A 23,595-nucleotide genomic window follows, 5' to 3' on the forward strand; every position below is an offset into this window, starting at 1 on the left:
AACACGGTTCGGCCGCATAGCGCGTTGAATTATCGGCCACCGGCTCCTGAAGCTGTCCTGCCAGCCATCCAGGATGTACATCTGAAGCTCGCTGCTTAAACTAACCCTACATCTGGACCAGTTAGTGCAGGCCACTCATGCCCAGCTGCCCGTCACTTCCACCCATGACTTCAGGCCCATGCACTAGTGTGAACCTCACACTACAGTGCACTCCATCATAAGTGGAAGAGCGGGTCAGCCGTGGACGATAGCGCGGGCCAACTCAAGAAGTTTCAGAAAGAGCTCTCCAGCGGCACGGTGTCGCTGGTGCTGCTGGCGGTGCTTGGGCAGTCGCGGCAGGCGCTTTATGGCTACCAGATCGCCAAGCGGCTGGAAGAGCTGGGTGAGGCGGGGGTGCTGGCGGGCAAGCAGAGCGCGCTGTATCCGGTGCTGCGCAACCTGGAGGCGAATGGGTTGCTGGGCAGCGAGGTGGAGCCTTCGGTGAGCGGGCCGCCGCGGCGCTATTACCGCATTACGAAATTGGGGCGCGACGTGTTGCGTGAATGGATTGCGGCGTGGGAGGCCACGCGCGATTCGGTCGACAAAGTGCTACAGGGAGAATGGCGATGACGATGGGCTCAACGGGAACGCCGCGCACGATCGCGGAGTACCTGGACCAACTGCGCGCTGCCTTGCGCGGCGCGGATCCTGCCTTGATCCAGGATGCGCTGTACGACGCCGAGGAACACTTGCGCGCCGAACTGGCCGAGCAGCCGGGACGCAGCGAACCAGAGATGCTGGCCAAGGTGGTGAGCAGCTACGGCGCGCCGGAGGAAGTGGCGGAGCTTTATCGCGATCAGGAGATCAAGATCCAGCGCGCGCTGAGGCCGCCGCTGCCGCCGAAGCGGCGTTCCATCGCGGGACGTTTTTTTGGCGTGGCGGCCGATCCGCGCACCTATGCGTCGCTGTTCTACATGGTGCTGTCGCTGGCTACCGGTATTTTCTATTTCACCTGGGCGGTAACGGGCATCTCGCTGTCGGCCGGTCTGTCGGTGCTGATCATTGGCCTGCCGTTTATCGTGCTGTTCTTCGGCTCGGTGCGTGTGCTTTCGCTGGTGGAAGGGCGCATGGTGGAATCGATGCTAGGCGTGCGCATGCCGCGCCGGCCGGCGTTTTCCACGCGCGGCATGTCGTTGTGGCGGCGCATCGGTGCGATGTTCAGCGATCCGCGCAGCTGGAGCACGCTGTTCTACATGCTGATGATGCTGCCGCTGGGCATTATCTATTTCACTCTCACGGTGACGCTGCTGAGCATTGCGCTGGCCTTTACCAGTGCACCGGCACTTAAGCTGGTGGCCGATGCCTGGGGCTATTACGACACCTGCGATGGCCCGTCCCGCCTGTGTGATCTGGTGATGTGGATGCACGGCTGGGGTGGTGCATGGCTGCTGTGCATTCTCGGTGTGCTGCTACTGTTCGCCACGCTGCATATGGTGCGTACGCTTGGAATGCTGCATGGACAGATGGCCAAGCATCTGCTGGTGACCGGCGCTGCGAGGGAGTGAACGTGATGACGTCACTGCATGGCAACGATGTGCTGGCCGCGCTGGCGGGCGAATGGCGCGGAGAGGAAAGCATGGCTACCACGCGTTGGGGCCAGGGCGGTTCGGCCAGCGGGTATGCGCATGCGCGCTTCGAGTTGGGCGGCAAGGCGCTGTTGCAGGATTACCGGCAGGAGCGCGAGGGCAAGCCGTCGCTGCAGGCGCATGCGGTGTTCACGGCCGGGCAGGAACCGGGCGAGTTTGCGCTGTACTGGTTCGATAGCTATGGCTTTGCACCCGGGCAGCCGGCGACGGGGCATTGGGATGGCAAACGCCTGGTGTTTCTGCGCAGTTCCACCCGTGGGCAGACGCGGCATATCTACGAATTTGTCGCGGATGGCGTTTACCGCCTGGGCTTGGAAAGCTCGTTCGATGGCGGTGTGAATTGGGAGCAGGTGATGCAGGGCGAGTATCGTCGTCTCGGCGATCTACCGTAGCCATCATCGTAGGTTGGGTTATTCCGGACTTGATCCGGGGGTAACCCAACAAATCTCTTGCGTATTTGCTGGCCTGGGCTTGCCGTACCGATATAGATCGTCGGGTTACCCCCGGATCAAGTCCGGGGTAACCCAGCCAACGTGGTCCCGCCGTTAGCGGTAGTTGAGGTCGGGCGAGGAGAGCAGGAAGGTGTTCCACTCTTGCTGCGACGTTGCTTTGGCCAGCGCATCGCGCGTGGCGTTCGACAGGGTCGGCTCGATGGCGTCGTAATACAGGCGCGTGGTGAGCATGGGAAAGCCGGCGCCGCGCGCCGTGCTGCCGGCGGGTGTGAACAGCTGGTTGTTACCGGTGCCGATGGCGCGGGCGATATCGAAGCGCTTGGCCATCTGGCCGGAGCTGGACCAGCTCTGATTATCCAGCGGCCAGCCGTCGGGCGTGATGCGGCCGAACAGCGGCTGGTCGAGTTGGTTGAGCCAGCCTACCAGCGGCTGCGCATTGGCAATCGGCGTGCCGTCGTAGGCCAGGCGCACGGATGACACCACGAACTGCGTGGGATCCTTGAATTTCTTGCCGGCATTGGCGATCAGGTCGCGCGATTGGAACATCACCCGCACCACGGCGGCGATGTCGCCATCGGTGTGATGGAAGGTGCGGGCCATTTTGTCGACCAGCGCGGGCGGCGGATTGTCGGACACGAAATATTCGGCCAGCTTGCGCGACACGAACTGCGCACAGGCCGGCTGTTGCACGATCAGGTCCACCGCCTGCTGCACTTCGTCGTAGCCGCTGCCCTTGATCGGCTTGCCCAGCAGCACTTTGTCGCTGAAATCGTGGCGCTGCGGATTGAACTCGAACATGCCGCTCTTCACTACCAGCGGCGCCATCTTTGGGCCGAACTTCTCCGGCTTGCTGTCGATGGGTGCGATGCCGACACCGGTAAGTATCAGCGCCAGTTGCTGCACATCCTGCTGGGTGTAGCCGGCATTGACGCCCAGCGTATGCAGCTCCATCAGCTCGCGGGCGTAGTTTTCGTTGACGTGGCCCTTGGCGTTCTGCGCGTTGTCGAGAAACTCCAGCATGGCCGGGCTTTGCAGGGTGGCCATGACCAGGTCGCGGAATTTGCCCAGCGCATGCGGGCGGATCACGTTTTGTTCGTAATCGGCCAGTTCCCAGCGCGCGCGCCCTTTGGCGGCGTAGACGCTGAAGTGGTTAAGCCAGAACCACACCAGCTGCTCCTTGAGCTGGTTGGGGCCGTAGATGGCGTGCAGCATTTCGGCCTGCTGCGCTTGCAGGCCGAGCTGGTTGCCGCGCGCCTGCAGGGCCTTGTTGGCGGCGGCCTTGTCGGGGCCCTCCGGCATGGCCTTGATCTGCTGCTGTTCTTGCTGGATGTCGCTGAGCAGTTGCGGCAACGATGTGTAGAAGGCTTCGTAGGAGGCGATCTGCGCGGTGATCGCCGGCGGCAGCGTATCGGCGATGCGTTCGCCGAGCTGGTTGGCCAGCAGTGTCTTGCGGCCGAGCGCGTGGTACTGCGCAACTGCGTTGGTATCGAGGCCGAAACCATCGCGCTTGAGCCACGCGGCGTCATCCGGGCCGAGCCCGGTGGAGTCGGTGGCGGCCAGCGGCGAGGCGGCGAGCAGCAAGCTCAGCGAAAGCAACAGGGGGTGCAGGGCATTCGAACGCATGCGTCAGTCCTAACGGCATGAGTGGCGAGAGGGGTGTTAAGCTCGATGCGGCAGGCCGCAGTTTTGCCTGCCACAGGGGCGCTTACAAGGGGTGGGCCGGCGCAGCAGACAGCGCACGTTGCCGTGCGAGCCATGCACGGCGAATCGACTGCGCAATCGAACGACAGGATGCTGAAAGCGAATACCGATGGGGCAGCATGCATGAAAAGACCGGAGCGAGGGCGGTGCTCTTGAAGGACGAGCCACGGCGGATCCGCCCATGGTGGCTGGTCCATGCGGTTTTGCTGGTGCTGGTCACGATCATGTGGTGGCCGGCCTTGTTCCGGGGCAAGAGCATCCTGCATGGCGATGCGCTGATTTTTAGTTTGCCCCTGCTGGAATTTCTCAAAAACTATCTGCATGGCGGGCCATCGCCGCTGTGGGTGGGGCAAGTGCTAGGCGGGCATCCGCTGTTCGCCGAGGGGCAGGGCGCTTTTCTGGCGCCGCTCAATCTGCTGGTGGCGTGGCTGTTTCCGCCGGTACTTGGCAGCAATGTGTTCCATTACATGTGCATGCTGGGTGCCGGTATCGGCGTGATGCAGCTGTGCAGGCAGCTGGGCCGCAGCGCCTGGGCTGCCGGCGCGGCCGGCCTGACGGTGGTGTTTTCGTCCTGCTGGATCCACCAGCAACACAACATGACGATTGCGGGCGCCTTGCTATGGGTGCCCTGGCTGCTGCTGGCCTTCGAGCGCTGGCTGGCATCGCCCACCTTGCCGCGCGCCTTGTGCATGTCGGTGCTGGGTTGCCTGCTGGTGTTTGCCGGTTATCCGCAGGTGTTGCAGGCGTCGGGCCTGTTCATGCTGTGCAGTATGCCGAGCATGTTTTTTGCGCGTACGTGGACGCAGCATTGGCAGCGGCATAAACGCGCGTTTGTGCTTACTGCGCTGGTCGCGGGCGTGTTGTGCCTGGGATTTTCCGCGGTGCAGCTGCTGCCTACGCTGGAACTGGCGACGTGGTCGCATCGGCGCGGCGGCGTTGAGCTATTTCCGTTTTTCCACGGCTTCAAGACGATTCTGCGTGGCCTGTTTTTCCCGCTTGCGGAAACAAGTGGAATGCCCGCAGCTGGCAGTCTGCTTGCATGCATGCTGGCCTGCCTGGGATTGCTGCTGCGCGCACCGGCAAGGGCGAAGGGCTACCTGATTTCGACCTGCGTCGTACTGGTGCTCAGTTTTGGGCCGAGCAGTTTGCTGTTCCGCTTGATCTATAGCGTGGGTATCGTTCCCGGGCTGCACTTTTTCCGGGTTCTGTTTGTTTATTCTGCCTTTGTAGCGCTGGGCATCGCCGTGCTGGCGGCGTTTGCGATCGATGCGCTGCGCACCTGGCTGCGCGATCATGCCGAGCTGCGCGCGTGGAGGCCTGCGCGCTGGCTGGGGCTGCTCGTGTTTCTTGCTGTGGGCGTGGCGCTGGCCTATGGCAGCCATCCCCTGCGAGGGCTGTGGACGACACTCCTGATCACGCTGGCGGCATGCGTGCTTGCATTGCTGCTCACGGCCAGCCGGCGCGTTGCGTGGCTGCCCGCAGCAATGTTCTTGCTAGTGATGCTGCAATGCATGCTGCTGGACCTGCATACCATCCGGTTTTATGCCGCTCCCGCGCTGCCCACGCCAAGCCTATTGGATCGATTGGACGGCCCGGCGCCGCAGGACCGCAAGCTATGGGTATCCAGTGTGATTGATGCTTACGGCATGCTCGATTCTCGCACGCATGGACTGGACCATCCTGCGCAGCGCGCCTTGGCCACCGATGCCGGCTTGAGCAATTTGTTGCGGGGAACCTGGTCGCTGAATGGCACGCTGGGCCTGGAACTAAGAAACCGCACGTTGATCGATGAGCCGGTGCGGCAGGAATTGCAAATGCATACGGCGGCGGCGCCCGGCGCGCGCCTGATCGACCTGCTGGCGATTCGCTATATCGCGACCGACCACCTGTTGCACGCGCCGGGCCTGCAATTGTTCGGCCGGGATGCGACAGATTTCTGGGTGATGAAGAACACGTTTGCCCATCCGTTTCTGCAGGTCTACAAGGATGCGGCGGCGGTAGATTCGGCCGAGGCTGCGCTGGACCGTTTGCATGCGGCTCAGGTACCGCAGCTGGTCGTGCAGAAGGATCCTCGCGATGCGCCGCTGCCGCCGCCCGATACGACGCCCGGCGACGTATCGCAAGTGCACACCGTGTTCGAACAGCGTCACTCCGACTATTACGCCATCGATGTGCAATCGCCATTTGCCTGCTGGCTGTTTTTGGCGGACGCCAATTATCCAGGCTGGCACGCCCAGGTAGATGGCCACCCCACCACAGTGTGGACCGCCCAGCTGCTGGGCAAGGCAATCCATGTACCGGCGGGCACGCACCACGTGGTGGTGGCATTTCGTTCCGACAGCTTCCGGCTGGGGGCGCTGATTTCGCTGCTGTCGTTGCTAACTGCCGCGGTGCTGTTGATGCTGCATGCAGCCAGGCAGCGCAGCCCGGCTGTCATGCAGGAGTCGGCTTAGACCAGGTGCAGATCGCGCGGCTTTGCCTGCGGGAAAATGCTCTGCAGCTGGTTGCCGTTCAAGCCCCAGATGCGCCCGAGCAGGCCGCTGTACACGTCGCGGTAGTTGTTGAGTACCTGGTAGTCGCGGTTCTGCAGCAGGTTCTGCTGATTCACCGCCATCTGCTCGCCGGCAATGCGGCCGCCGTTGACCTTGCCGCCCAGCACCCAGTGCACAGTGCCGTGGCCATGGTCGGTGCCGTGGTCGCCGTTTTCGCGGAAAGTGCGGCCGAATTCGGAGACCACCACCACGGTGGTGTTGTCCCACTCACTGCCTAGCGCCGCGGCGTAAGCGGCGAGGCCCTGGCCGAGATTGCGCAGATTGTTGGCCAGGCCGCCGGTGATGTTGCCCTGGTTGACGTGCGTATCCCAGCCGCCGACATCGACAAAGCCGATGCGGTACTGGTCGCGCATCAAGGTGGCGATACGCTGGGTTTCCTGCGCAAAGCCCGACGCATTCGGCGCGCCGCGGCTGGCCGCGACCATTTCGTTCTGCAGGTCCATCGACACCGTGCTGCGCAGGCTCAGGCCGTCGGCGGCGGCCGAGGCAAGCGAGGTGTTCTTGTACATGCCGGCGAGAATCGCCGACTGGCGTTCGTCGAAATGCGCCTTGGTATCGCCCTTGAGCGAAATATTGGGGATGTCTTTGCTGGCGCCCTGGAAGCTCAGCGGCAGGCTGTTGGTGAAGGCGATCGCCGGCACGCCAGTCAGCGTGCCCGATAGCCGCGCCATAAAGCCGGAGCGGAAGTTGCCGCCTTGTGTCAGCGGTTCGCCGCGCTCGATGCTGTCCTGCGTTTCGAAATGGCTGCGTGACAGATCGTCGGTGCCGGCGAAGGGAATAAAGGCCACCTGCTTCTTCTGCCACAGCGGATAGATCGAATCGCGCAGCACCGGATTGAGGCCCCAGTTGCCATCCAGCGCAATGGTGGTGTTGGGATTGTTGGGATCGGGCTTGGCGATGGCGATGGTAGGGCGCGATTCGTAGTAGAAGTCGCTGCTGTAGGGCACCAGCAGGTTGTTGCAGTCGTAGCCGCCGCGCAGGAATACGAACAGGAAGCGCGGCGAGCTTGGCGGCGCGGCAAACAGGCGGCCGGAGAAGGACAGCGCGGGAAGTGCGGCAGCGCCAGCGGCGGCAAGCAGGAATTCACGGCGTTTCATGGCGATACCTCAGCGATAGTTGAAGTCAGGAGAGGACAGCAGAAAGGTGTTCCATTCCACCGGCGAATTGGCTTTGGCCAGGGCGTCGCGCGTGCTGGCGGAAAGGCCGGGCTGCAGTGTCTGCTGGAATAAGGCGCTATTGAGCAGCGGCGGCTGGCCGCGCACGCCGTCGCTGTCGTTGCCGGCGAACAGGCGATTGCGGCCGCTGCCGATCGCACGTGCTACGTCGAAGCGCTTGGCCATCTGGCCGGAACTGGACCAGCTGGCGTTGTCGGTGGGCCAGCCGTCCGGCGTGATATGTCCGTAGACCGGCTCGGCCATCTGGTTGAGCCAGTTCACCAGCGGGTCGGCGTTGCTGATCGGCTTGCCGTCATAGCTCAGGCGCATCGCGGAGACCAGGAACTGGGTGGGATCCTTGAATTTCTGGCCGTGGCCGGCGGTGATGTCGCTGGACAGGAACATGGTGCGCAACACCGCGGCGATATCGCCGTCGGTGCGCTGGAAAGTGGCGGCCATGGCATCGACCAGCTGCGGCGGCGGATTGTCGGCCACGAAGTATTGCGCGAGTTGGCGCGAAATGAATTTGGCGCAGGCCGGCTGTTGCACGATCAGGTCAACCGCCTGCTCGATCTCGCCGAAGCCGCTGCCCGGGATGCGATGGCCGAGAAATGCTTTCTCGGAGAAATCGTGCTTGCCCGGCGTGAATACGAACAGCCCATCGCGCACGATGCCGGGTCGCTGCCGGAAGAAGCCGCCGTCGACGCCGTTGACCATGCCGGCGCCGCGCTGCGGCACCACGCCTGCGCCGGTCAGGATCAACGCCAGTTGCTGCACATCCTGCTGCGTATAGCCGGCGTTGACACCCAGCGTGTGCAGCTCCATCAGCTCGCGTGCGTAGTTTTCGTTGGTCTTGCCGCGCACGTTCTTGGCGTTATCCAGGTACAGCTGCATGGCGGGGCTTTCCAGCGTCGCCATCACCAGGTCTTTGAACTTGCCCAGCGCATGCGGGCGGATCACGCTTTCTTCGTAGTCGGTAGTGAACAGACCCACGCCGCCTTTGGGCGCGTAGACGCTGAAATGGTTGAGCCAGAACCACACCATCTGTTCCTTCAGCTGGTTGCCGCCGTAGATGGCGCGCAGCAGTTCCACTTCCATGCTTTGCTTGTACAGTTCGCGGCGGTATTTCTGGAAATCCTTCTTGGCGTTGTCTTTGGCGCCGGTATCGGTGGCGTCCACATTTTTGGCTTTCTGCTGGTCGTCGCGGTATTCGGCTACCAGCTGCGCGGGTGCGGTGTTGAATACTTCGTAGCTGTTGATCAGCGGTGCGACTGCCGGGGGCAGGGGATCGTCGCCGCCGGCCAGCTGTTCGTCGAGAAAGCGCGTGCGGCCCAGTTCGCGATAACGCTCGATGGTGGCGCTGTCCAGGCCGAAGCTGTCGCGGCGCAGCCATGCGATATCGTCGGCGCTCAACGGTGCGCTGGCGGCCTGCGCAACGCCGGCCAGGGCGAGGCCCAGCAGCGGGGCCAGCAGCAGCGCGCGTCGCGAGCGTGGTTTCGGGCGGTTCCGGGCGGGCATGAGCGGTTCCCCTGTAATGGTCTTGCTTGCCTCAACGTACGGTATGGAACCACGCTGACGTGGCTGTTGCGAAATGTGAAGCGATATTCCGCTGTGATTCACGTAGTGAGGCACGCGTGTTAACCCCGGGTTACCATGCCTGGCTTCAAGGAGCCCAACCATGCGCAAAACTTACGACCAGGCGTACTTCGACAAGTGGTATCGCGACCCCCGCCATGCGGTGCGCTCCGCCGCGGCGTTGAAGCGCAAGGTGGCGATGGTGGTGGGGCAGGCGGAGTACTACCTGGGCCGGCCGATCCGCAATGTGCTGGATATCGGCTGCGGCGAAGGCGTGTGGCGCGCGCCGCTACGCGCCTTGCGGCCGGATCTTCACTACCGCGGTCTGGATTCCAGCGAATACGCGGTGCGCCGCTTTGGCCGCAGCCGCAATATCGGGCTGGCGCGTTTCAGCCAGCTGGCCGAGCTGCGTTTCGATACGCGCTTCGATCTGATCGTGTGCACGGATGTGCTGCATTACCTCAAGCCGGCGGAAATTCGCGCGGGGCTGATCGGCATTGGCGAGATGCTGGAGGGGGTGGCCTTTCTTGAGGTGTTTACCAATCGCGATGAGGTGGATGGCGATCACCAGGAGCTGCAGCTGCGCTCGCCGTCATGGTATTTGCGCGCGTTCCATGAGGTGGGTTTGTTGCCGTGTGGGTCGCAGTGCTATTTGGGGCCGCGGTTGGAGCGGCATATTGCGGCGTTGGAGCGGGCGCAGTTGTCGTAGGGTGGGTTGCCCTGGGGTTTTCGAGGGGAATGCAGCGCGCTTCAATGGGGGGATTGTTGGGTTACGCTGCGCTAACCCAACCTACGCTGCCCGATGTGGGGTTAGACCAGGGTTACTTTTACGCCGGCATTGCGTAGTGCATCCACCATTTCCGCGGGTGCGCTGTTGTCGGTGATGATGGTGTGCAGGTTTTGCACCGGGGTGATGACGGAAAGGCTGCGCTGGCCCAGCTTGCTGGCGTCGAATACCGCGATGGTTTCGCGCGATACGCGGATCATCAGCGCATTGAGCGAGGCTTCCAGCGGATCGGGCGTGGTTACGCCTACCACCGGATCGAGGCCGTCGACGCCCAGGAACAGGCGGTCGGCGGAAATGCGCGACAGTGCCTGCTCCGCATCGGGGCCGACCAGTGAATAAGAGGTTTGGCGCAGCAGGCCGCCAAGCATCATCACGCGGATATTCGGCAGCCCCGACAGCTCCACCGCGATATTCAGCGCATTGGTCACTACGGTCAGTGACTCGAATTTCAGCTGGCGGATCTGCCGTGCGATTTCCACCGTGGTGGAGCCGGAATCGAGAATGATGGTTTCGCCATCCTGGATCAGCTTGGCCGCGGCCTGGCCGATGCGCAGTTTTTCCGGATGTGAACGACGCTCCTTGATGTTGAGCGGAATATCGTTGGTGGTGGCCTGGGTTACCGGCAGCGCGCCGCCGTGCGAGCGCGCGATGACGGCGTTGCGCGCCAGCGTTTCCAGATCGTTGCGGATGGTTACGGCGGAGGTGCCGAAGCGGCTGGCCAGTTCTTCCACGGTAGCGCGGCCGTTGCTCTCCACGTATTCGACGATCAGGCGTCGGCGCTCCTCGACCAGCAGTCGCTGCGCGGGGACGGAGGCGCGGGCTTCATTCATGAGCAAGCTTCAAAAGTCGGGCGGCGTTGTCATGGTATATCTTGCGCAGCACCGTGTCTGGCAGGCCCACCCCATAGATCGACCAGCGGCCCTGCGGGGGCACCTCGGCGGGGGCGTAGTCGAAGTATTCGTCCTCGGTTTCCAGAAAACGGTAATAAATCTCATAAAGTTCGTCGCCAAACAGCTGCTGCGGCACGTCATCGCCGTAAGGTGACGGAACGGCGTCGGTGCCGAACAGGATCCGGTCCTGGTAGCGGTCGAAGAACCGCTGTGCGGCGCGTGGCTGGCGGCCGAGTTCGCCGATGCGTGCGCTGATGTCCACCAGGGTATTGGGGAAGCGGTCCAGGCAGTCGGCCACGGCGGCCAGGTTCTCCGCCCAGTTGCCCACGTGCATCAGCACGAAGGTGGTCTGCGGATGGCGTGCGATGACGCGATCGCGGGCGGCGAGGATCTCTTCGTTGCGGGGAAACTCCGGCCCGTAGAACGACCAGTCCGGATGATTGGCCAGTTCTTCGTAGCGCTCGTTGTATTGATCGGTGGGCAGGAAGAACGCTTCCGGGTCGGAAACATGCATGAACACCGGCATGTCGTGCGCGGCGCAGGCTTCCCACATTGCATCGAAGCGGCGGTCGTCCACCGGCACCAGCGGACCGCTGTCGACTTGTTCGCGCAGATACAGGCCCAGCGTTTTCAGCAGTTTCAGGCCGCGTGCGCCGACGCGATGCGCGTGCGCAATCGCATCGCCCTGCCGCTGCGCATAGTCGGGTTCGGGAAAATGCTCGTACGAAGGCTCGGTCAGCGTGATGAAGCGCCCCGGTGCCGCGCGGTCGAACATCTGGATACTTTGCTCCAGCCCCTTGCCGACGCCGCCGGTGAGATTGACCAGGGTACGCACGCCTTTGCGGTCCATCACCGGCAGCAGGTCTTCCGGCTTGGCGAATACGGTGATGTCTTCGCCCACCGATACGCCGTTGCGCACGCTGCGCGACCAGGTGAGATGCACGTGCGCGTCGATTACCGGAAAGCGCGGCTGTTCGATGCGGCTGCGGTGTCCGCGCAGCATGCTGCGCGGTTTGAAATCCTGCAGGCGCAAGTCGCCCTTGCTGGTATCGGGCGCGGTTTGCAGCGGATTCTTGCCGCTGGCACTGATGGTGCCGGCGCCCTGGGGCGGGGCGCAGCAGAAGCAGCCGGCGCGGGCGTGGGTGCGAAGGGACCAGGTTGGTTTGCGTTGGCTGTGCGACATCACGTTGTTCCCCCGCTCCCGGTGGGGAGAGGCTGGGGTGAGGGGCCAATCTTGCGAAGGGACTAGTTTATCGCCGGATAAAAGCGGCGAGATTCCGGCCCGGAGATGGGGGATGTGGCTGGAGCGGCCCCTCACCCCGGCCCTCTCCCCGGCGGGGAGAGGGGAAGGGCGGGGTCAGCGCGGGTATTTGGCCATGATCTGGTGCACCTGCCGCACCAGGCCGATCGCCTGGTCGAGCGGGCGCAGCCACATATTGCGGCCGAACATCACGCCGTTGGCGCCGGAGGCCATGTAGAACTCCACCTTGCGCAGCACGGCTGCGTCGTCATCGTTCTTCTCGCCGCCGGAGAACAGCACCATGGTGCGGCCGGCCGAGCGCACCACGCGCTGCGTACGCGCAGAGGCGTCTTCCTGCAGCGTGTTGTAGGGCGCGGGCACGTTGGCGGTGTGGTCGTCCGGTTCGTGCAGCTTGACGATGTCGGCGCCCAGCTCCAGCGCCACGCGCGCGGCGTAATCCTGCGCATACAGGCTGCCCTTGCCGCCCTTGGCATCGATCGCCGCGCCACGCGGGTACGACCACAGCACCAGCGGCATGCCGTAGCGTTCGCAGTCCTGGCGCACCTTTTCGAACTGGCGGAATTCATCGTGCTGGCGCGGCGAGCCCACATACATGGTGTAGCCCACCGCATCGGCGCCCAGGCGCACGGCGTCTTCCACCGAGGCGAACAGCGGCGAGGTGGCGTCCGCGTCGCTGGGGATATTGGTCTTGCCATTGAGTTTGAGGATCAGCGGGATCTGCCCGCACCATTCGCCCAGATACTTCTCGGCCAGCCCCACCCCCAGCGCGATGGCGGAAAAATTACCCTCCACCGCGAGCCGGAACTGATATTCCGGATCGATCGCTGGAGGGTTGGGGAAAAAATCGGTGGGGCCGTGTTCCAAACCCTGGTCCAGCGGCAGCACCAGCAGGCTGCCATTGCGCGGGCCGTGCCCGTACATCAGCCGCCACAGGCGGGTGCGCTTGCCGTGGGAAAGGGAAAGCTTGGAAAACTTTTCGGAAGCTTTCGAAAGGTGTTGTAACTGATCTTTCATTTCGAATACTCTGGGGGCGTCATCGGATGGTTTCACATTCGAGCGAATTGAGCAAAATGTCAATACTTCAAAAGAAAACGAAAGAAGAAAAGATATTCGACACGCTTCGCACGGCAGTCCCGGCAGCGCAGCAGGCGGCCGGCTATGCCGATACCTTGCGCGAGATTCTGCAGCAGCCGGCGACCTGGCAGGGCACTTTCGATTTGTTGCGCAGTACCGCCGTGCGGCAGCAGGTGGCGCTGGCGCTGGCCGCACAACCTGGGCATGTGGTGCTGACCGGTTCGGGCAGCTCCATCTATATCGGCGAATGCCTGGCGCCGCTGCTGCAGGGCGGGCTGGGTATTCCGGTGCAGGCGATCGCCGCGGGCAATCTGCTGACGCATTGGCGCAGCGTACTGCCGCCGGGGCCGGGCCTGCTGATATCGCTGGCGCGCTCGGGCGACAGCCCGGAAAGCGGCGGCGTGGTCAGCCTGCTGCTGGAGCGGGCACCGGCATGGCGCCACCTGGTGATTACCTGCAATGCCAACGGCAAGCTGGCTACGCATTATCGCGACGAGCCGCGCGTAAGCGTGCTGGTGCTGGACGAGCGCACCAACGACCGCAGCCTGGTGATGACCAGCAGCTTTACCAACCTGCTGCTCGGCGGCACCGCCTTGCTGCAAGGCACGCCGGCCGCACCGGCCGCAGGCGCGATAAGCGCCGCAGCGGCGGATGCGCAGCATCTGTTCGATACGCATGCCGACGCGATCGCCGCGCTGGCGCAGCGCAATTTCACCTCGGCGGTATACCTGGGCAGCGGCGCGGCGTTCGGCGCTGCCCGCGAGGGTGCGCTGAAAATGCTGGAGATGACCGGCGGCCAGGTGGTGACCATGGCCGAAACCTTCCTCGGCCTGCGCCATGGGCCGATGTCGTTCGTGCATCCGCAGACGGTGATCGTGGCCATGCTGTCGCCCGATCCGGCGGTGCGCCGCTACGAATGCGATCTGCTGCGCGAGCTCTCGCGCAAGCAGTTGGGCCTGGCCAAGCTGGTGATTGGCACCGAGGTGCCGGCGGATGTGCTGGCACCGCAGGATCTGGGCATCGTCACCCGCACGGTAGATGCCGGTGCGGAAGTTGCCGCCGTGCTCGACGGCGTGGTGGCGGCGCAATTGCTGGCGTTTTTTCGCTGCCTGCAGCTCGGCGCCAAGCCGGATACGCCTTCCGAAGGCGTGCTTACTCGCGTGGTGGAAGATTTTGCCATCCACGGAGCCGCGCCGTGAGCACGCGCCAGCGCCCGGCCCGCATCCTGGTGATCGGCGAAATCAATGTCGATTTCGTGTTCAAGGGTTGCCACGCCGCGCCCACCCTGGGGCGCGAAGTGCTGGCCGACGATTTCGTGATGACGCCCGGCAGCTCGGCGATGATCTGCGCGATGGGGCTGGCGCGGCTGGGCAATCCGGTGAGCTTCCACGGCAAGCTCGGTACCGATGCTTCGGGCACTTTCTGTCTGCAGGCCCTGCGCGACGCGGGCATCGATGTGGCTTCGTTGAAACCGGATGGCGCGCTGCGCACCGGCGTTACCGCCTCGCTGTCCACGGCGCAGGATCGCGCGCTGGTGACGTTTGCCGGCGCCATGGCGGAACTGCGCGCGGACGATATCGACGATCGCTGGCTGAGCCACGCCGATCATCTGCATGTGTCCTCGTACTACCTGCAGCAAGGCTTGCGTCCGGGCTGCCGGCAATTGCTTGCGCGCGCTACGGTAGCGGGCCTCACTACGTCGCTCGATCCCGGCTTCGATCCCGCGCAGCAGTGGGAAACGGATCTGCTCGATACCTTGCAGGCGGTCGACATCTTCCTGCCCAACGAGGAAGAACTGCTGGCGATTACCCGCCGCCGCGATCTGCATGATGCGTTGCAGACGATACAGAACGGACGCACGCAGACCGTCGTCAAGCGCGGCCGGCAGGGCTGCGCCAGCTTGCACGACGGCAGCCTGATCGAAGTGACCGCCTACGCGGTCGAGGCCATCGACAGCACCGGTGCCGGCGATTCCTTCGATGCAGGTTTTCTGCATGCGTGGCTGCGCGAGCAGCCGTGGCAGGAGTGCATGCGCTGGGGTAGTGCCTGCGGCAGCCTGTCCACCCGCGGTGTCGGTGGCACTACGCGCCAAGCCACCGCCGAGGAAGCGCTGGCCTTGATGGCGGAGCACGCATGATTACCGTCGCCGGCTTCAACACCGCCATCGATCGCTATATCCGCCTCGATGCGCTGCAGCCGGGCGAGATCCATCGCGCACGCGCCGAGCAGGTCTATCCCGGCGGCAAGGGCGTGCATGTGGCACAGACCATTGCCGCACTGGGCGAACGCGTGCAGCTGATCGGCCTGGTCGATGCGCCGCACCGCAATCTGATCAGCCGCCGCATGAGCGAGCGCGGCGTGTTGTTTCATGGCGTGGAAGTGGCCGGCGAACTGCGCCATTGCATGGCGTTGCAGGAAGCCGGCGGCCGCATGACCGAGATCCTCGGGCAGGGGCCGCTGCTGAGTCCGCTGGAGCGCGATGCGCTGCTGCATGCATTTCGCCGCGCTGCCGAAGATAGCGAACTGGTGATTCTCTCCGGCAGCCTGCCGCGCGGATTCGCCGCCACGCTTTACGCCGACCTTGCCGCGCACGTGCAGGCACACGGCATGCGTTGCCTGGTCGACGCCAGCGGCGAGGCGATGCGCCAGACGCTGCTGGCGCGTCCGCTCATGCTCAAGCCCAATCGCGACGAAATCAGCGAGCTGCTCGGCTATGCGGTTACCGATCTCGACGCCGCCACCCAGGCCGTGCTGGCCCTGCGCGCGCAAGGCATCGCCATGCCGGTGGTGACGATGGGCGAGCTGGGCGCAGTTGCCGCCGACGACAGCGGCGTGTGGTGCGCGCGCATCGACGCCATGCAGGTGGTGAACACGGTGGGCTCGGGCGATTGCTTTCTGGCCGGCATGGCGGTGGCGCTGGCCCGGCATATGCCGCTGGAACATGCGCTGCGCCTGGGCGTGGCCTGCGGCGCGGCCAATGCGCAGGCGGAAGAAACGGGTTTTGCGGAGCGCGCGGCAGTCGACGCGCTGCTGCCGAATGTATCGGTTTACCGGATGCACGCGTAAGCGGGCAGGGATGCGGAAGTACAGGAGTCCAATGCACTGACCCACAGATCCGGCGCGTAAGGGGAGCTTTCGCCCGGATGCCAACAGATGCTGCGCACGTGGGATCCCACTGCCCCGTGACGCGGTGATACGCAACGGGAGGAGAGTTTTCAATGTATGCGAACAAGACGGGATGCCGCGACGCGAAGCGCGGCACTACGGGATCGGCTTGCCGTAAAAAAGAACTCGCACTGCAACTGGCGCTGGCCCTGCTGGGTTTGGCCTGCGCCGGCAGCGCGCTGGCGCAAAGCACGCAAACCGATACGGGGAGCGGGCAATCCGGCGACGGCAGTCAGCCGCAGGCCAAGAAAGCGGTGAATCTGCAGGCGGTGACCGTTACCGGTTCCAACATCCGCAGCGTGGATGTGGAAGATGCGCAGCCGGTGGTCACCATCAGTTCGCAGGACATCGAGAAGCAGGGCTTTGCCACGGTCGGCCAGTTGCTGCAGAACGTATCGTCGATGTCGCCGCCGGATTTGAGCCGTTCCGCACCGGGCGACCTGGGCCCGAACCAGGGCGGCAGCTTTATCGATCTGCGCGGTCTCGGCGCCATGCGCACGCTGGTGCTGGTCGATGGCCAGCGCATCGGTGCGGCGCATGGTGGCTACACCAATATCAATGTGATTCCGACCTCGGTGGTCGACCACATCGATATCCTCGCCACCGGCGCCTCGGCGGTATACGGCTCGGACGCGATCGCCGGGGTGGTGAACATCATCACCAAGAAGAATTTCAACGGCGTGCAGCTGGATACCTATGACGGCGAATACATGCCGCATGGCGATGGGCGACAGACGCAGAACAGCTTCACCGCCGGCAAGAGCAACGATCGCGGCGGCATCATCTTCAGCGTGTCGTATCAGAACCAGAGCCCGGTATGGGCGTCCAACCGGCCGTTCTCCGCGTACCCGTATACGGCCGATCATCCGTATTACGGCCTCAGTTCCTACGGCACGCAACCGCAGCTGCTCAATGCGCCCAGTTCGTTTGCGGGCGGCGGCCGGGTGGTGCTCAATCCAGGCGGCGATCCGATGAACCCGGCCGACTACCATCCCTTTACTTATCCGACGCTGGCGGCGAACGGCGACGTAATCAATCCGAACGACCAGAACTACAACAACAATGCGGGGCGCCAGACCATGGTGCTCACTGCGGACAAGACCAAGAACCTGTACCTGGACGCGCACTACAAGATCACCGACAACATCACCTTCAAGTTCAACTACGGCTACAACGCCGACTACGAATACGCCAAATCCGGCTCGCCGCTTTTCTATTCGGGCATGGGCGCCAACGACACCGCGTTCCCCTCGCTGCTGTCCAAATACAGCTATTACAGTCCGCTCTACGGCGTGCAGGATCTGCAAGTGGCGCAGCGGATCGCACAGGAGAGCTACAGCAGCTTCAACGATCCGAAGAACTACCGCTACAGCGCCGGCCTGGACGGGCTGTTCAACTTGGGCGATCACCAGTTCAACTGGGACGTCTACATGTACGACAGCAAGATCAGCGGCGTAAACGTACGCACCGGCTATTTCAACCTGATCAATGTGGCCAATGCGCTGGGGCCGTCGTTCATGCAGCAGGGCACGGTGGTGTGCGGCACGCCGGGCCATGTGATCGCCGGCTGCGTGCCGATCAATCCGCTGGCGCCGCTGACCACGCAGATGCTTCGCTACATCTCGATCGACAGCGTGGAACATTACGGCAGCGAGGAGCGTGCCTGGAACGCCGACTTCGGCGGTGACCTGTTCGAACTGCCGGGCGGCGATTTCACCTTCTCCACTGGTGTCACCCATCGCGACGAATCCGGCTATGACGCGCCCGATCCGTTCGCCTACGCCGGCTATTCCACCGACGGCGGGGTAGGCCCCAACCATGGCGGCTACGATCTCAACGAAGCGTATGCGGAAATCAATGCGCCGCTGCTGAAAGACCTGCCCGGCGCGCAGGCATTAAGCCTGGACGTGGCCACCCGTTATTCGCACTACAGCAACTTCGGCAGCACCACCAACAGCTCGTTCAAGCTGACCTGGAAGCCGGTCAACGATGTGCTGGTACGCGCCAGTTACGGCACCGGCTTCCGCGCGCCTACGGTGAACGATCTGTACCAGGGTCGCTATCCGGCCGGTACATTCACCGATCCCTGCGATGCGCTGTACGGGGCTTCGGCCTACGGCAACAGTCCGCTGGTGGCGCAGCGCTGCCTGAGCGGCTACGGCGGCATCCAGGGCGTGCCGGCGAATTTCCGCCAGACCGACAACACCGGCCTGCCGATTACCGTGCCGAGCGGCGAGGGCGCGCAGCCCAGCACCAACTGGACCGGCGGCAATCCCAACCTGAAGCCGGAGACTTCGTATAACGGCGACGTCGGCATCGTCTACAGCCCGTCCTGGCTGCCGGGCTTCGATGCCACCATCGACTGGTGGACCTACAACATCCGCAACCTGATCACCGGCATCAGCAACGACCAGCTGCTGGCCGATTGCTACCAGTACAGCATCCAGACCGCGTGCAACCAGTTCAAGCGCGACCCCAGCACCGGGCAGATCTTCGACATGCTCAACCTGGAGACCAATGCGGGTTGGCTGAAGGAGCGCGGCTACGATTTCTCCTTCAACTACCGCTTCCCGCAGACGCCCTACGGCAGCTTCAAGCTCGGCATGAACGGCACCTACATCGCCGCCTTCAATGAGCTGCCGACGATCGGCTCCAACATCATCTACATGGCCGGCAATACGCAGAACTACTACACCTCCTGGCGTTTGCGCGACAACCTGACCTTGAGCTGGAGCAAGGGCAATTTCGGCGCCAGCTGGACGCTGCGCTACTTCTCGCCCTACAAGGTGAACTGTGCGTTCGATCCGTCCACCGGCATCACCGCCTTCCCCTGCACCTTGCCGAACTACTACGCGCCGGGCGTGGGCGTGATGCCGCAGACACAGATCGCCTCGATCACCTTCAACGACGCGCAGGTGTATTGGAATGCCCCCTGGCACGCGACCCTTTCGCTGGGCGTGAACGATATCTTCAACCGCGTCAGCCCCAACGTGTATGGCGGCTACCAGAGCGGCGACACGCCGTTCGATTTCAATTCCTCGTACGATCTGGGGCGCTTCGTGTACATGCGCTACCAGCAGCGGTTCTGATGCCGACGGCGGCGAGGCTCAGCGGATGGGCCTCGCCGCGCCACCAAGCTTTCTGTGAGAGAGGTTCTGCGTGTTCCATCGATCCCTATTTCCCAAATCCGTGCGTAGCGTCCGCCTCAAGGCGATCAGCGCCGGTATTTTTTGCGCCTGCCTTGGCAGCGGCGCGTTGGCCGACGATGCGGCGATCCTGCATCCAGGCGCGCCGCAGCTGGCCCATGCCGCCGGGCAGACCCGCTTCGGCAACGCCGCCATCGATGCCGCCTGGCAAGTTGCGGACGGCAAGCTGGCCGGCTTCACCATCACCGATCGCGACAACGGCCAGGTGCTGCAGGTCGACGCGCCCTTTACGCTGATGCTGCCCAACAAGCAGGCGCTAAAGGGAAGCGATATGCGCTTGCTGTCCGCGCCCAAGGTGCAGGCGTTGCCGGTCGACGCAAAGGCTTCGAATCTCGCCGACCGCGTACCGGGCCAGGCAGTGACTGCCAGCTTCGGCGATGCCGACGGGCGTTTTCGCATCGACTGGCAGCTGCTGCAGCGCGAAGGCTCGGCCTATCTGCGCGAAGTGGTGACCATCACCGCGCTGAAGCAGGACGAACCGCTGACCCGCGTGGACCTGCTGCCCTCCAGCATCGATCACGCCGAAGTGGACGGGGTGGTGAAGGGCTCGCCGGTGGTGGCGGGAAATATCTACCTGGGCCTGGAAAACCCGCTCTCCGACAGCGAGGTGCGCGGCCAGCACGTGCTGCTGTCGATGGCGCGCACGCTGCCGCTGCGCAAGGGCCAGCCGATCACCTATTCGGCGGTGGTGGGCGTCGCTCGCGCCGGACAGTTGCGGCGCGATTTCGCTGACTACGTCGAACGCGAGCGCGCGCATCCCTACCGGCCGTTCCTGCATTACAACTCCTGGTACGACATCGGCTATTTCACGCCCTATAACGAGAGCGAGGCGCTGGACCGGATCAATACCTTCGGCCAGGAGCTGAGCGTAAAGCGCGGGGTGAAGCTGGACTCCTTCCTGTTCGACGACGGCTGGGACGATCGCTCCGGCAGCTGGAATTTCAGCGCAGGTTTCCCGCACGGCTTTGTGCCGCTGCGCGATGCGGCGGCGAAATACGGCGCCGCGCCGGGCATGTGGCTGTCGCCCTGGGGCGGCTACGGTCCGCCCAAGGACGAGCGCGTAAAGAACGGCAAGGCGGCGGGCTACGAGATCATCGACGATGGCCTGGCTTTGTCGGGGCCGAAGTATTACCAGCGCTTCCACGATGTGGTGATGAACCTGGTCGACAAGAACGGCATCAACCAGTTCAAGTTCGACGGCACCGGCAATGCCGACAGCGTGTTCCCGGGCAGCCGGTTCGACAGCGATTTTGCCGCAGCGATCGAGCTGATCAAGGACATCCGCGCCGACAAGCCCGACACCTACATCAACCTCACCACCGGCACCTGGGCCTCGCCGTTCTGGCTGCGCTACGCCGATTCGATCTGGCGCGGCGGCGAGGACGACTGGCATGCCGGCGTGGGCACGGAGCGCGAGCAGTGGATTACGTATCGCGACCAGCAGACCTACGAGAACATCGTGATCCAGGGGCCGCTGTTCCCGATCAATTCGCTGATGCTCCACGGCATCATCTACGCGCAGAAGAACAAGCGGCTGAATACCGATCCCGGGCATGACTTCGCCAACGAAGTGCATTCCTACTTTGCCACCGGCACCCAGTTGCAGGAGATGTACATCACGCCCTCGCTGCTGAGCCAGCAGGATTGGGACACGCTGGCCGGCGCGGCCAAGTGGTCGCGCGCCAATGCCGAGGTGCTGCGCGATACGCATTGGATCGGCGGCGATCCCGGGCGTCTCGAGGTATATGGCTGGGCGGCGTGGTCGCCGAGCAAGGCCATCATCACCTTGCGCAATCCGGATGCGCATGCGCAGACGGCGGTGCTCGATCTGCAGCGGCAGCTGGAGCTGCCGGCCGATGCGGCCGGTCATTTCACGGTGCGCGACGTATGGCATAGCGGTGGCGATGTGCCCGGCCAGCTCGATGCCGGCCGCGTGACCACCATCACGCTGGCGCCGTTCGAAGTATTGACCCTTGAACTGACGCCTTGAGGTAGGCTCGGGCGCTCCCCGCGTTTGCCCGATCGCTGCATCGTGCCCGGTACTGCGCCCTCTCTCCATCGGGGAGAGGGCGGGGGTGAGGGGCCACTCTTGCGAAGACCATGCATGCTTCGCAAGAGACCAACGGGCATGAGCATTGGTTCTTGCGATATCGATCATGGCAAGCGCGGCCGCTCGCCCAACCCTCTCCCCGGAGGGGAGAGGGAGTAGCTCTGTGCAAAGGTAAAGGATCGATGCAGCGACGCGACTTTCTTCGATTTGCAGCTCTTACGCCGCTGGCGGCTGCGATGCCCGCGGTACGTGCCGCCGTTGCGCCTGCAGCGAGCGAGCCGATTCCCGACGGCAAACACCACAGCTTCGCGCTGAGCCAGCAGCATTTTCTGCTGGACGGCGCACCGTTCCAGATCCGCAGCGGCGAAATGCATCCGGCGCGCATTCCCGAGGAATACTGGCTGCACCGCATCGGCATGGCCAAGGCGATGGGCCTGAATACCATTGCGGTCTACATCATGTGGAATGCGCTGGAGCAGGAGCCGGGCGTGTTCGACCTGAGCACCGGCCGCCGCGATTTCGCGCGCTTTATCCAGATGTGCCAGCAGCAAAACATGTGGGTGTATTTGCGCCCCGGTCCGTATGTTTGTGCGGAATGGGATCTGGGCGGCCTGCCGGCGTATCTGTTGCGCGATCCCAGCATCCGCGTGCGCAGCAAGGACGACGCGCGCTACATGGAAGCGGTAACCCGCTACATGGACGCGGTGGCGCCGCGCATCGCGCCGCTGATGGCCAGCCGCGGCGGCCCGATCCTGATGGTGCAGATCGAAAACGAATACGCCTCCTTCGGCAACGACCTGGAATATCTGTTGCGTCTGCGCAGCATGTGGCAGCAGCGCGGCATCGATGGACCGTTCTCCATTTCCGACGGACTGGGCCAGATCCAGAAAACCAAGACCTACGTGCCGGGTGCGGCCTTGGGCCTGGATGGCGACACCGACTTCGCCGCCGCCCAGCTGATTGCCGGCGAGGCGCCGGTGTGGGCGGGCGAGGCGTATCCGGGCTGGCTTACGCATTGGGGCGATCCGGATTTTCAGCGCGGCAACCTCACTGCTACCTTGCGCCAGCTGATGAGCGAAGGGCGCTCGTTCAATCTGTACGTGGTGCACGGCGGCACCAATTTCGGTTTCAGCGCCGGCGCCAATGCGCATAACGACTACTCCGGCTTCGAGCCGGTGATCACCAGCTACGACTACGGCGCACCGATCAACGAACGCGGCGCGCCCACCAGCGATTTCCACGCTTTCCGCAAAATCATCGGCGCACATGTTGCGCATGCCTTGCCGGCCTTGCCGCCGCCGCCGGCCTCGGCGCATTTCGAGCAGGTTATCGCGCAGCCTCACGCCTGCATCTGGGACAACCTGCCGCCCGGACAGCACGTAGACAAGCCCGATCCCAACGAAATGCTGTTCGGGCAGAACCATGGCATGGTGGTGTACCGCAAGACGCTCACCACCGGCGGCATGCTGCATATCGAAGGCCTGCGCGACTACGGCACGGTATTCAGCCAGGGCAAGTACCTGGATTATCTGTCGCGCGTGAACAAGCCGGGCTTGCATGTCACCCAGCATGTGGACGTGCCGCCGCCAGCGAATGGCGCCGGCGCCACCCTGGATATCCTGGTCGACAGCTTCGGTCATGTCGGCTACGGCCAGGCGATGTACGACTTCAAGGGCATCGTCGGCGCGGTCACGCTCAGCGGCGAGGAACTGAAAGGCTGGCAGGCGCACAGCCTGCCACTGGACGAGAGCTATATCGCGGGCCTGCCGCCGATGGCGGATGCATCGTCGATCCGTCCCGGCATGTTCTTCAAGGCGGAGGTGATGCTGGAGCACACCGGCGATTGCTATCTCGATATGAGCGCGTGGGACAAAGGCTATGTGTGGGTGAACGGCCAGCTGCTGGGGCGCTATTGGCGCATCGGCCCGCAGCAGCGGCTGTTTTGTCCCGCACCGTGGCTGTGGCGCGGACGCAATGAAATCCTGGTGTTCGATATGCATCGCGTCAGCGCCACGCCGATTCGTTGCAGCGATCGATTGAGCGGCTGAAACGCTAGGCGAGCTGTCATCTCGCCTCACCGTCATCCCGGCAAGCCGGGATGAC

General features: G+C 63.7%; 17 protein-coding genes. 11 read left to right on the plus strand and 6 right to left on the minus strand.

Annotated features, from left to right (window positions below):
* Positions 1 to 240: 240 nt before the first annotated feature.
* Genes IGX34_RS19545 through IGX34_RS19555 form a run of 3 tightly spaced genes read left to right on the plus strand, consistent with a single transcriptional unit; the run spans position 241 to position 2,017 of the window.
* Complete coding sequence (locus tag IGX34_RS19545) at positions 241 to 609, plus strand: helix-turn-helix transcriptional regulator (RefSeq protein WP_192557431.1); 369 nt, start codon at positions 241 to 243, stop codon at positions 607 to 609.
* Positions 606 to 1,544 carry a sensor domain-containing protein gene (locus tag IGX34_RS19550; RefSeq protein ID WP_225737633.1) on the plus strand — a complete coding sequence of 313 codons (939 nt, stop codon included), beginning with the start codon at positions 606 to 608 and terminating at the stop codon, positions 1,542 to 1,544. Before IGX34_RS19545 ends, IGX34_RS19550 begins: the two co-directional genes overlap by 4 nt.
* Positions 1,545 to 1,549: 5 nt before the next feature.
* Positions 1,550 to 2,017: a DUF1579 family protein gene (locus tag IGX34_RS19555; RefSeq protein ID WP_192557433.1), complete on the plus strand. Its 468-nt coding sequence runs from the start codon at positions 1,550 to 1,552 to the stop codon at positions 2,015 to 2,017.
* A gap of 153 nt (positions 2,018 to 2,170) precedes the next feature.
* Here IGX34_RS19555 and IGX34_RS19560 read toward each other — a convergent pair whose 3' ends face one another.
* The gene (locus tag IGX34_RS19560) at positions 2,171 to 3,700 is read right to left on the minus strand and encodes a DUF1800 domain-containing protein (RefSeq protein WP_192557434.1); all 1,530 of its coding nucleotides are present in this window, start codon (positions 3,698 to 3,700) and stop codon (positions 2,171 to 2,173) included.
* A gap of 197 nt (positions 3,701 to 3,897) precedes the next feature.
* On the opposite strand from IGX34_RS19560, the gene IGX34_RS19565 reads away from it, so the two are divergent.
* Positions 3,898 to 6,231 carry a glycosyltransferase family protein gene (locus tag IGX34_RS19565; protein WP_192557435.1) on the plus strand — a complete coding sequence of 778 codons (2,334 nt, stop codon included), beginning with the start codon at positions 3,898 to 3,900 and terminating at the stop codon, positions 6,229 to 6,231.
* Here the strand turns inward: IGX34_RS19565 and IGX34_RS19570 are convergent.
* Positions 6,228 to 7,427, minus strand: a complete 1,200-nt coding sequence (locus tag IGX34_RS19570; RefSeq protein WP_192557436.1) for a DUF1501 domain-containing protein — start codon at positions 7,425 to 7,427, stop codon at positions 6,228 to 6,230. The two genes, IGX34_RS19565 and IGX34_RS19570, sit on opposite strands and share 4 nt — an antisense overlap.
* Before the next feature lie 9 nt (positions 7,428 to 7,436).
* On the minus strand, positions 7,437 to 9,002 hold the full coding sequence (locus tag IGX34_RS19575; RefSeq protein ID WP_192557437.1) for a DUF1800 domain-containing protein: 1,566 nt from the start codon (positions 9,000 to 9,002) through the stop codon (positions 7,437 to 7,439).
* Positions 9,003 to 9,162: 160 nt separating this feature from the next.
* Between IGX34_RS19575 and IGX34_RS19580 the strand changes: the two genes are divergently transcribed.
* Positions 9,163 to 9,768: a class I SAM-dependent DNA methyltransferase gene (locus IGX34_RS19580; RefSeq protein WP_192557438.1), complete on the plus strand. Its 606-nt coding sequence runs from the start codon at positions 9,163 to 9,165 to the stop codon at positions 9,766 to 9,768.
* Between the two features lie 101 nt (positions 9,769 to 9,869).
* On the opposite strand, the gene agaR is transcribed toward IGX34_RS19580, so the two are convergent.
* From agaR to IGX34_RS19595, 3 genes are all read right to left on the minus strand, one after another.
* Positions 9,870 to 10,676 (minus strand): transcriptional repressor AgaR, encoded by an 807-nt coding sequence (gene agaR / locus IGX34_RS19585; RefSeq protein ID WP_192557439.1) that lies wholly within the window; start codon positions 10,674 to 10,676, stop codon positions 9,870 to 9,872.
* Complete coding sequence (locus tag IGX34_RS19590) at positions 10,669 to 11,919, minus strand: amidohydrolase family protein (RefSeq protein ID WP_192557440.1); 1,251 nt, start codon at positions 11,917 to 11,919, stop codon at positions 10,669 to 10,671. The genes agaR and IGX34_RS19590 overlap by 8 nt, the downstream gene beginning before the upstream one ends.
* Positions 11,920 to 12,093: 174 nt before the next feature.
* Complete coding sequence (locus IGX34_RS19595; RefSeq protein WP_192557441.1) at positions 12,094 to 13,011, minus strand: class I fructose-bisphosphate aldolase; 918 nt, start codon at positions 13,009 to 13,011, stop codon at positions 12,094 to 12,096.
* Between the two features lie 56 nt (positions 13,012 to 13,067).
* Here IGX34_RS19595 and IGX34_RS19600 point away from each other — a divergent pair, with 56 nt between their 5' ends.
* The 6 genes from IGX34_RS19600 (at position 13,068) to IGX34_RS19625 (ending at position 23,540) form a co-directional block, all read left to right on the plus strand.
* Positions 13,068 to 14,270, plus strand: a complete 1,203-nt coding sequence (locus tag IGX34_RS19600) for an SIS domain-containing protein (protein ID WP_225737634.1) — start codon at positions 13,068 to 13,070, stop codon at positions 14,268 to 14,270.
* Entirely contained in the window at positions 14,267 to 15,208 is a 942-nt protein-coding gene (locus tag IGX34_RS19605; protein WP_192557442.1) for a PfkB family carbohydrate kinase, read from the plus strand. The genes IGX34_RS19600 and IGX34_RS19605 overlap by 4 nt, the downstream gene beginning before the upstream one ends.
* Positions 15,205 to 16,137 carry a 1-phosphofructokinase family hexose kinase gene (locus IGX34_RS19610; RefSeq protein ID WP_192557443.1) on the plus strand — a complete coding sequence of 311 codons (933 nt, stop codon included), beginning with the start codon at positions 15,205 to 15,207 and terminating at the stop codon, positions 16,135 to 16,137. The genes IGX34_RS19605 and IGX34_RS19610 overlap by 4 nt, the downstream gene beginning before the upstream one ends.
* Positions 16,138 to 16,289: 152 nt before the next feature.
* Positions 16,290 to 19,325, plus strand: coding sequence for a TonB-dependent receptor plug domain-containing protein (locus IGX34_RS19615; RefSeq protein ID WP_192557444.1), 3,036 nt, complete (start codon positions 16,290 to 16,292; stop codon positions 19,323 to 19,325).
* 70 nt (positions 19,326 to 19,395) lie between these two features.
* On the plus strand, positions 19,396 to 21,432 hold the full coding sequence (locus IGX34_RS19620; RefSeq protein WP_225737635.1) for an alpha-galactosidase: 2,037 nt from the start codon (positions 19,396 to 19,398) through the stop codon (positions 21,430 to 21,432).
* A 296-nt stretch (positions 21,433 to 21,728) separates the two neighbouring features.
* Positions 21,729 to 23,540 carry a beta-galactosidase gene (locus tag IGX34_RS19625; RefSeq protein WP_225737636.1) on the plus strand — a complete coding sequence of 604 codons (1,812 nt, stop codon included), beginning with the start codon at positions 21,729 to 21,731 and terminating at the stop codon, positions 23,538 to 23,540.
* Positions 23,541 to 23,595 lie beyond the last annotated feature (55 nt).

Source organism: Dyella acidiphila, assembly GCF_014863405.1.
Taxonomy (GTDB): domain Bacteria; phylum Pseudomonadota; class Gammaproteobacteria; order Xanthomonadales; family Rhodanobacteraceae; genus Dyella_B; species Dyella_B acidiphila.

What these genes read in the sequence shown, in the direction of transcription:
- IGX34_RS19560 (WP_192557434.1), bottom strand. Translation starts at nt 3,700, where the DNA reads ATGCGTTCGAATGCCCTGCACCCCCTGTTGCTTTCGCTGAGCTTGCTG.
- IGX34_RS19625 (WP_225737636.1), top strand. Translation starts at nt 21,729, where the DNA reads ATGCCCGCGGTACGTGCCGCCGTTGCGCCTGCAGCGAGCGAGCCGATT.
- IGX34_RS19580 (WP_192557438.1), top strand. Translation starts at nt 9,163, where the DNA reads ATGCGCAAAACTTACGACCAGGCGTACTTCGACAAGTGGTATCGCGAC.
- IGX34_RS19615 (WP_192557444.1), top strand. Translation starts at nt 16,290, where the DNA reads ATGTATGCGAACAAGACGGGATGCCGCGACGCGAAGCGCGGCACTACG.
- IGX34_RS19600 (WP_225737634.1), top strand. Translation starts at nt 13,068, where the DNA reads ATGTCAATACTTCAAAAGAAAACGAAAGAAGAAAAGATATTCGACACG.
- IGX34_RS19590 (WP_192557440.1), bottom strand. Translation starts at nt 11,919, where the DNA reads ATGTCGCACAGCCAACGCAAACCAACCTGGTCCCTTCGCACCCACGCC.
- IGX34_RS19610 (WP_192557443.1), top strand. Translation starts at nt 15,205, where the DNA reads ATGATTACCGTCGCCGGCTTCAACACCGCCATCGATCGCTATATCCGC.
- IGX34_RS19570 (WP_192557436.1), bottom strand. Translation starts at nt 7,427, where the DNA reads ATGAAACGCCGTGAATTCCTGCTTGCCGCCGCTGGCGCTGCCGCACTT.
- IGX34_RS19575 (WP_192557437.1), bottom strand. Translation starts at nt 9,002, where the DNA reads ATGCCCGCCCGGAACCGCCCGAAACCACGCTCGCGACGCGCGCTGCTG.
- IGX34_RS19550 (WP_225737633.1), top strand. Translation starts at nt 606, where the DNA reads ATGACGATGGGCTCAACGGGAACGCCGCGCACGATCGCGGAGTACCTG.
- IGX34_RS19595 (WP_192557441.1), bottom strand. Translation starts at nt 13,011, where the DNA reads ATGAAAGATCAGTTACAACACCTTTCGAAAGCTTCCGAAAAGTTTTCC.
- agaR (WP_192557439.1), bottom strand. Translation starts at nt 10,676, where the DNA reads ATGAATGAAGCCCGCGCCTCCGTCCCCGCGCAGCGACTGCTGGTCGAG.
- IGX34_RS19565 (WP_192557435.1), top strand. Translation starts at nt 3,898, where the DNA reads ATGCATGAAAAGACCGGAGCGAGGGCGGTGCTCTTGAAGGACGAGCCA.
- IGX34_RS19555 (WP_192557433.1), top strand. Translation starts at nt 1,550, where the DNA reads ATGACGTCACTGCATGGCAACGATGTGCTGGCCGCGCTGGCGGGCGAA.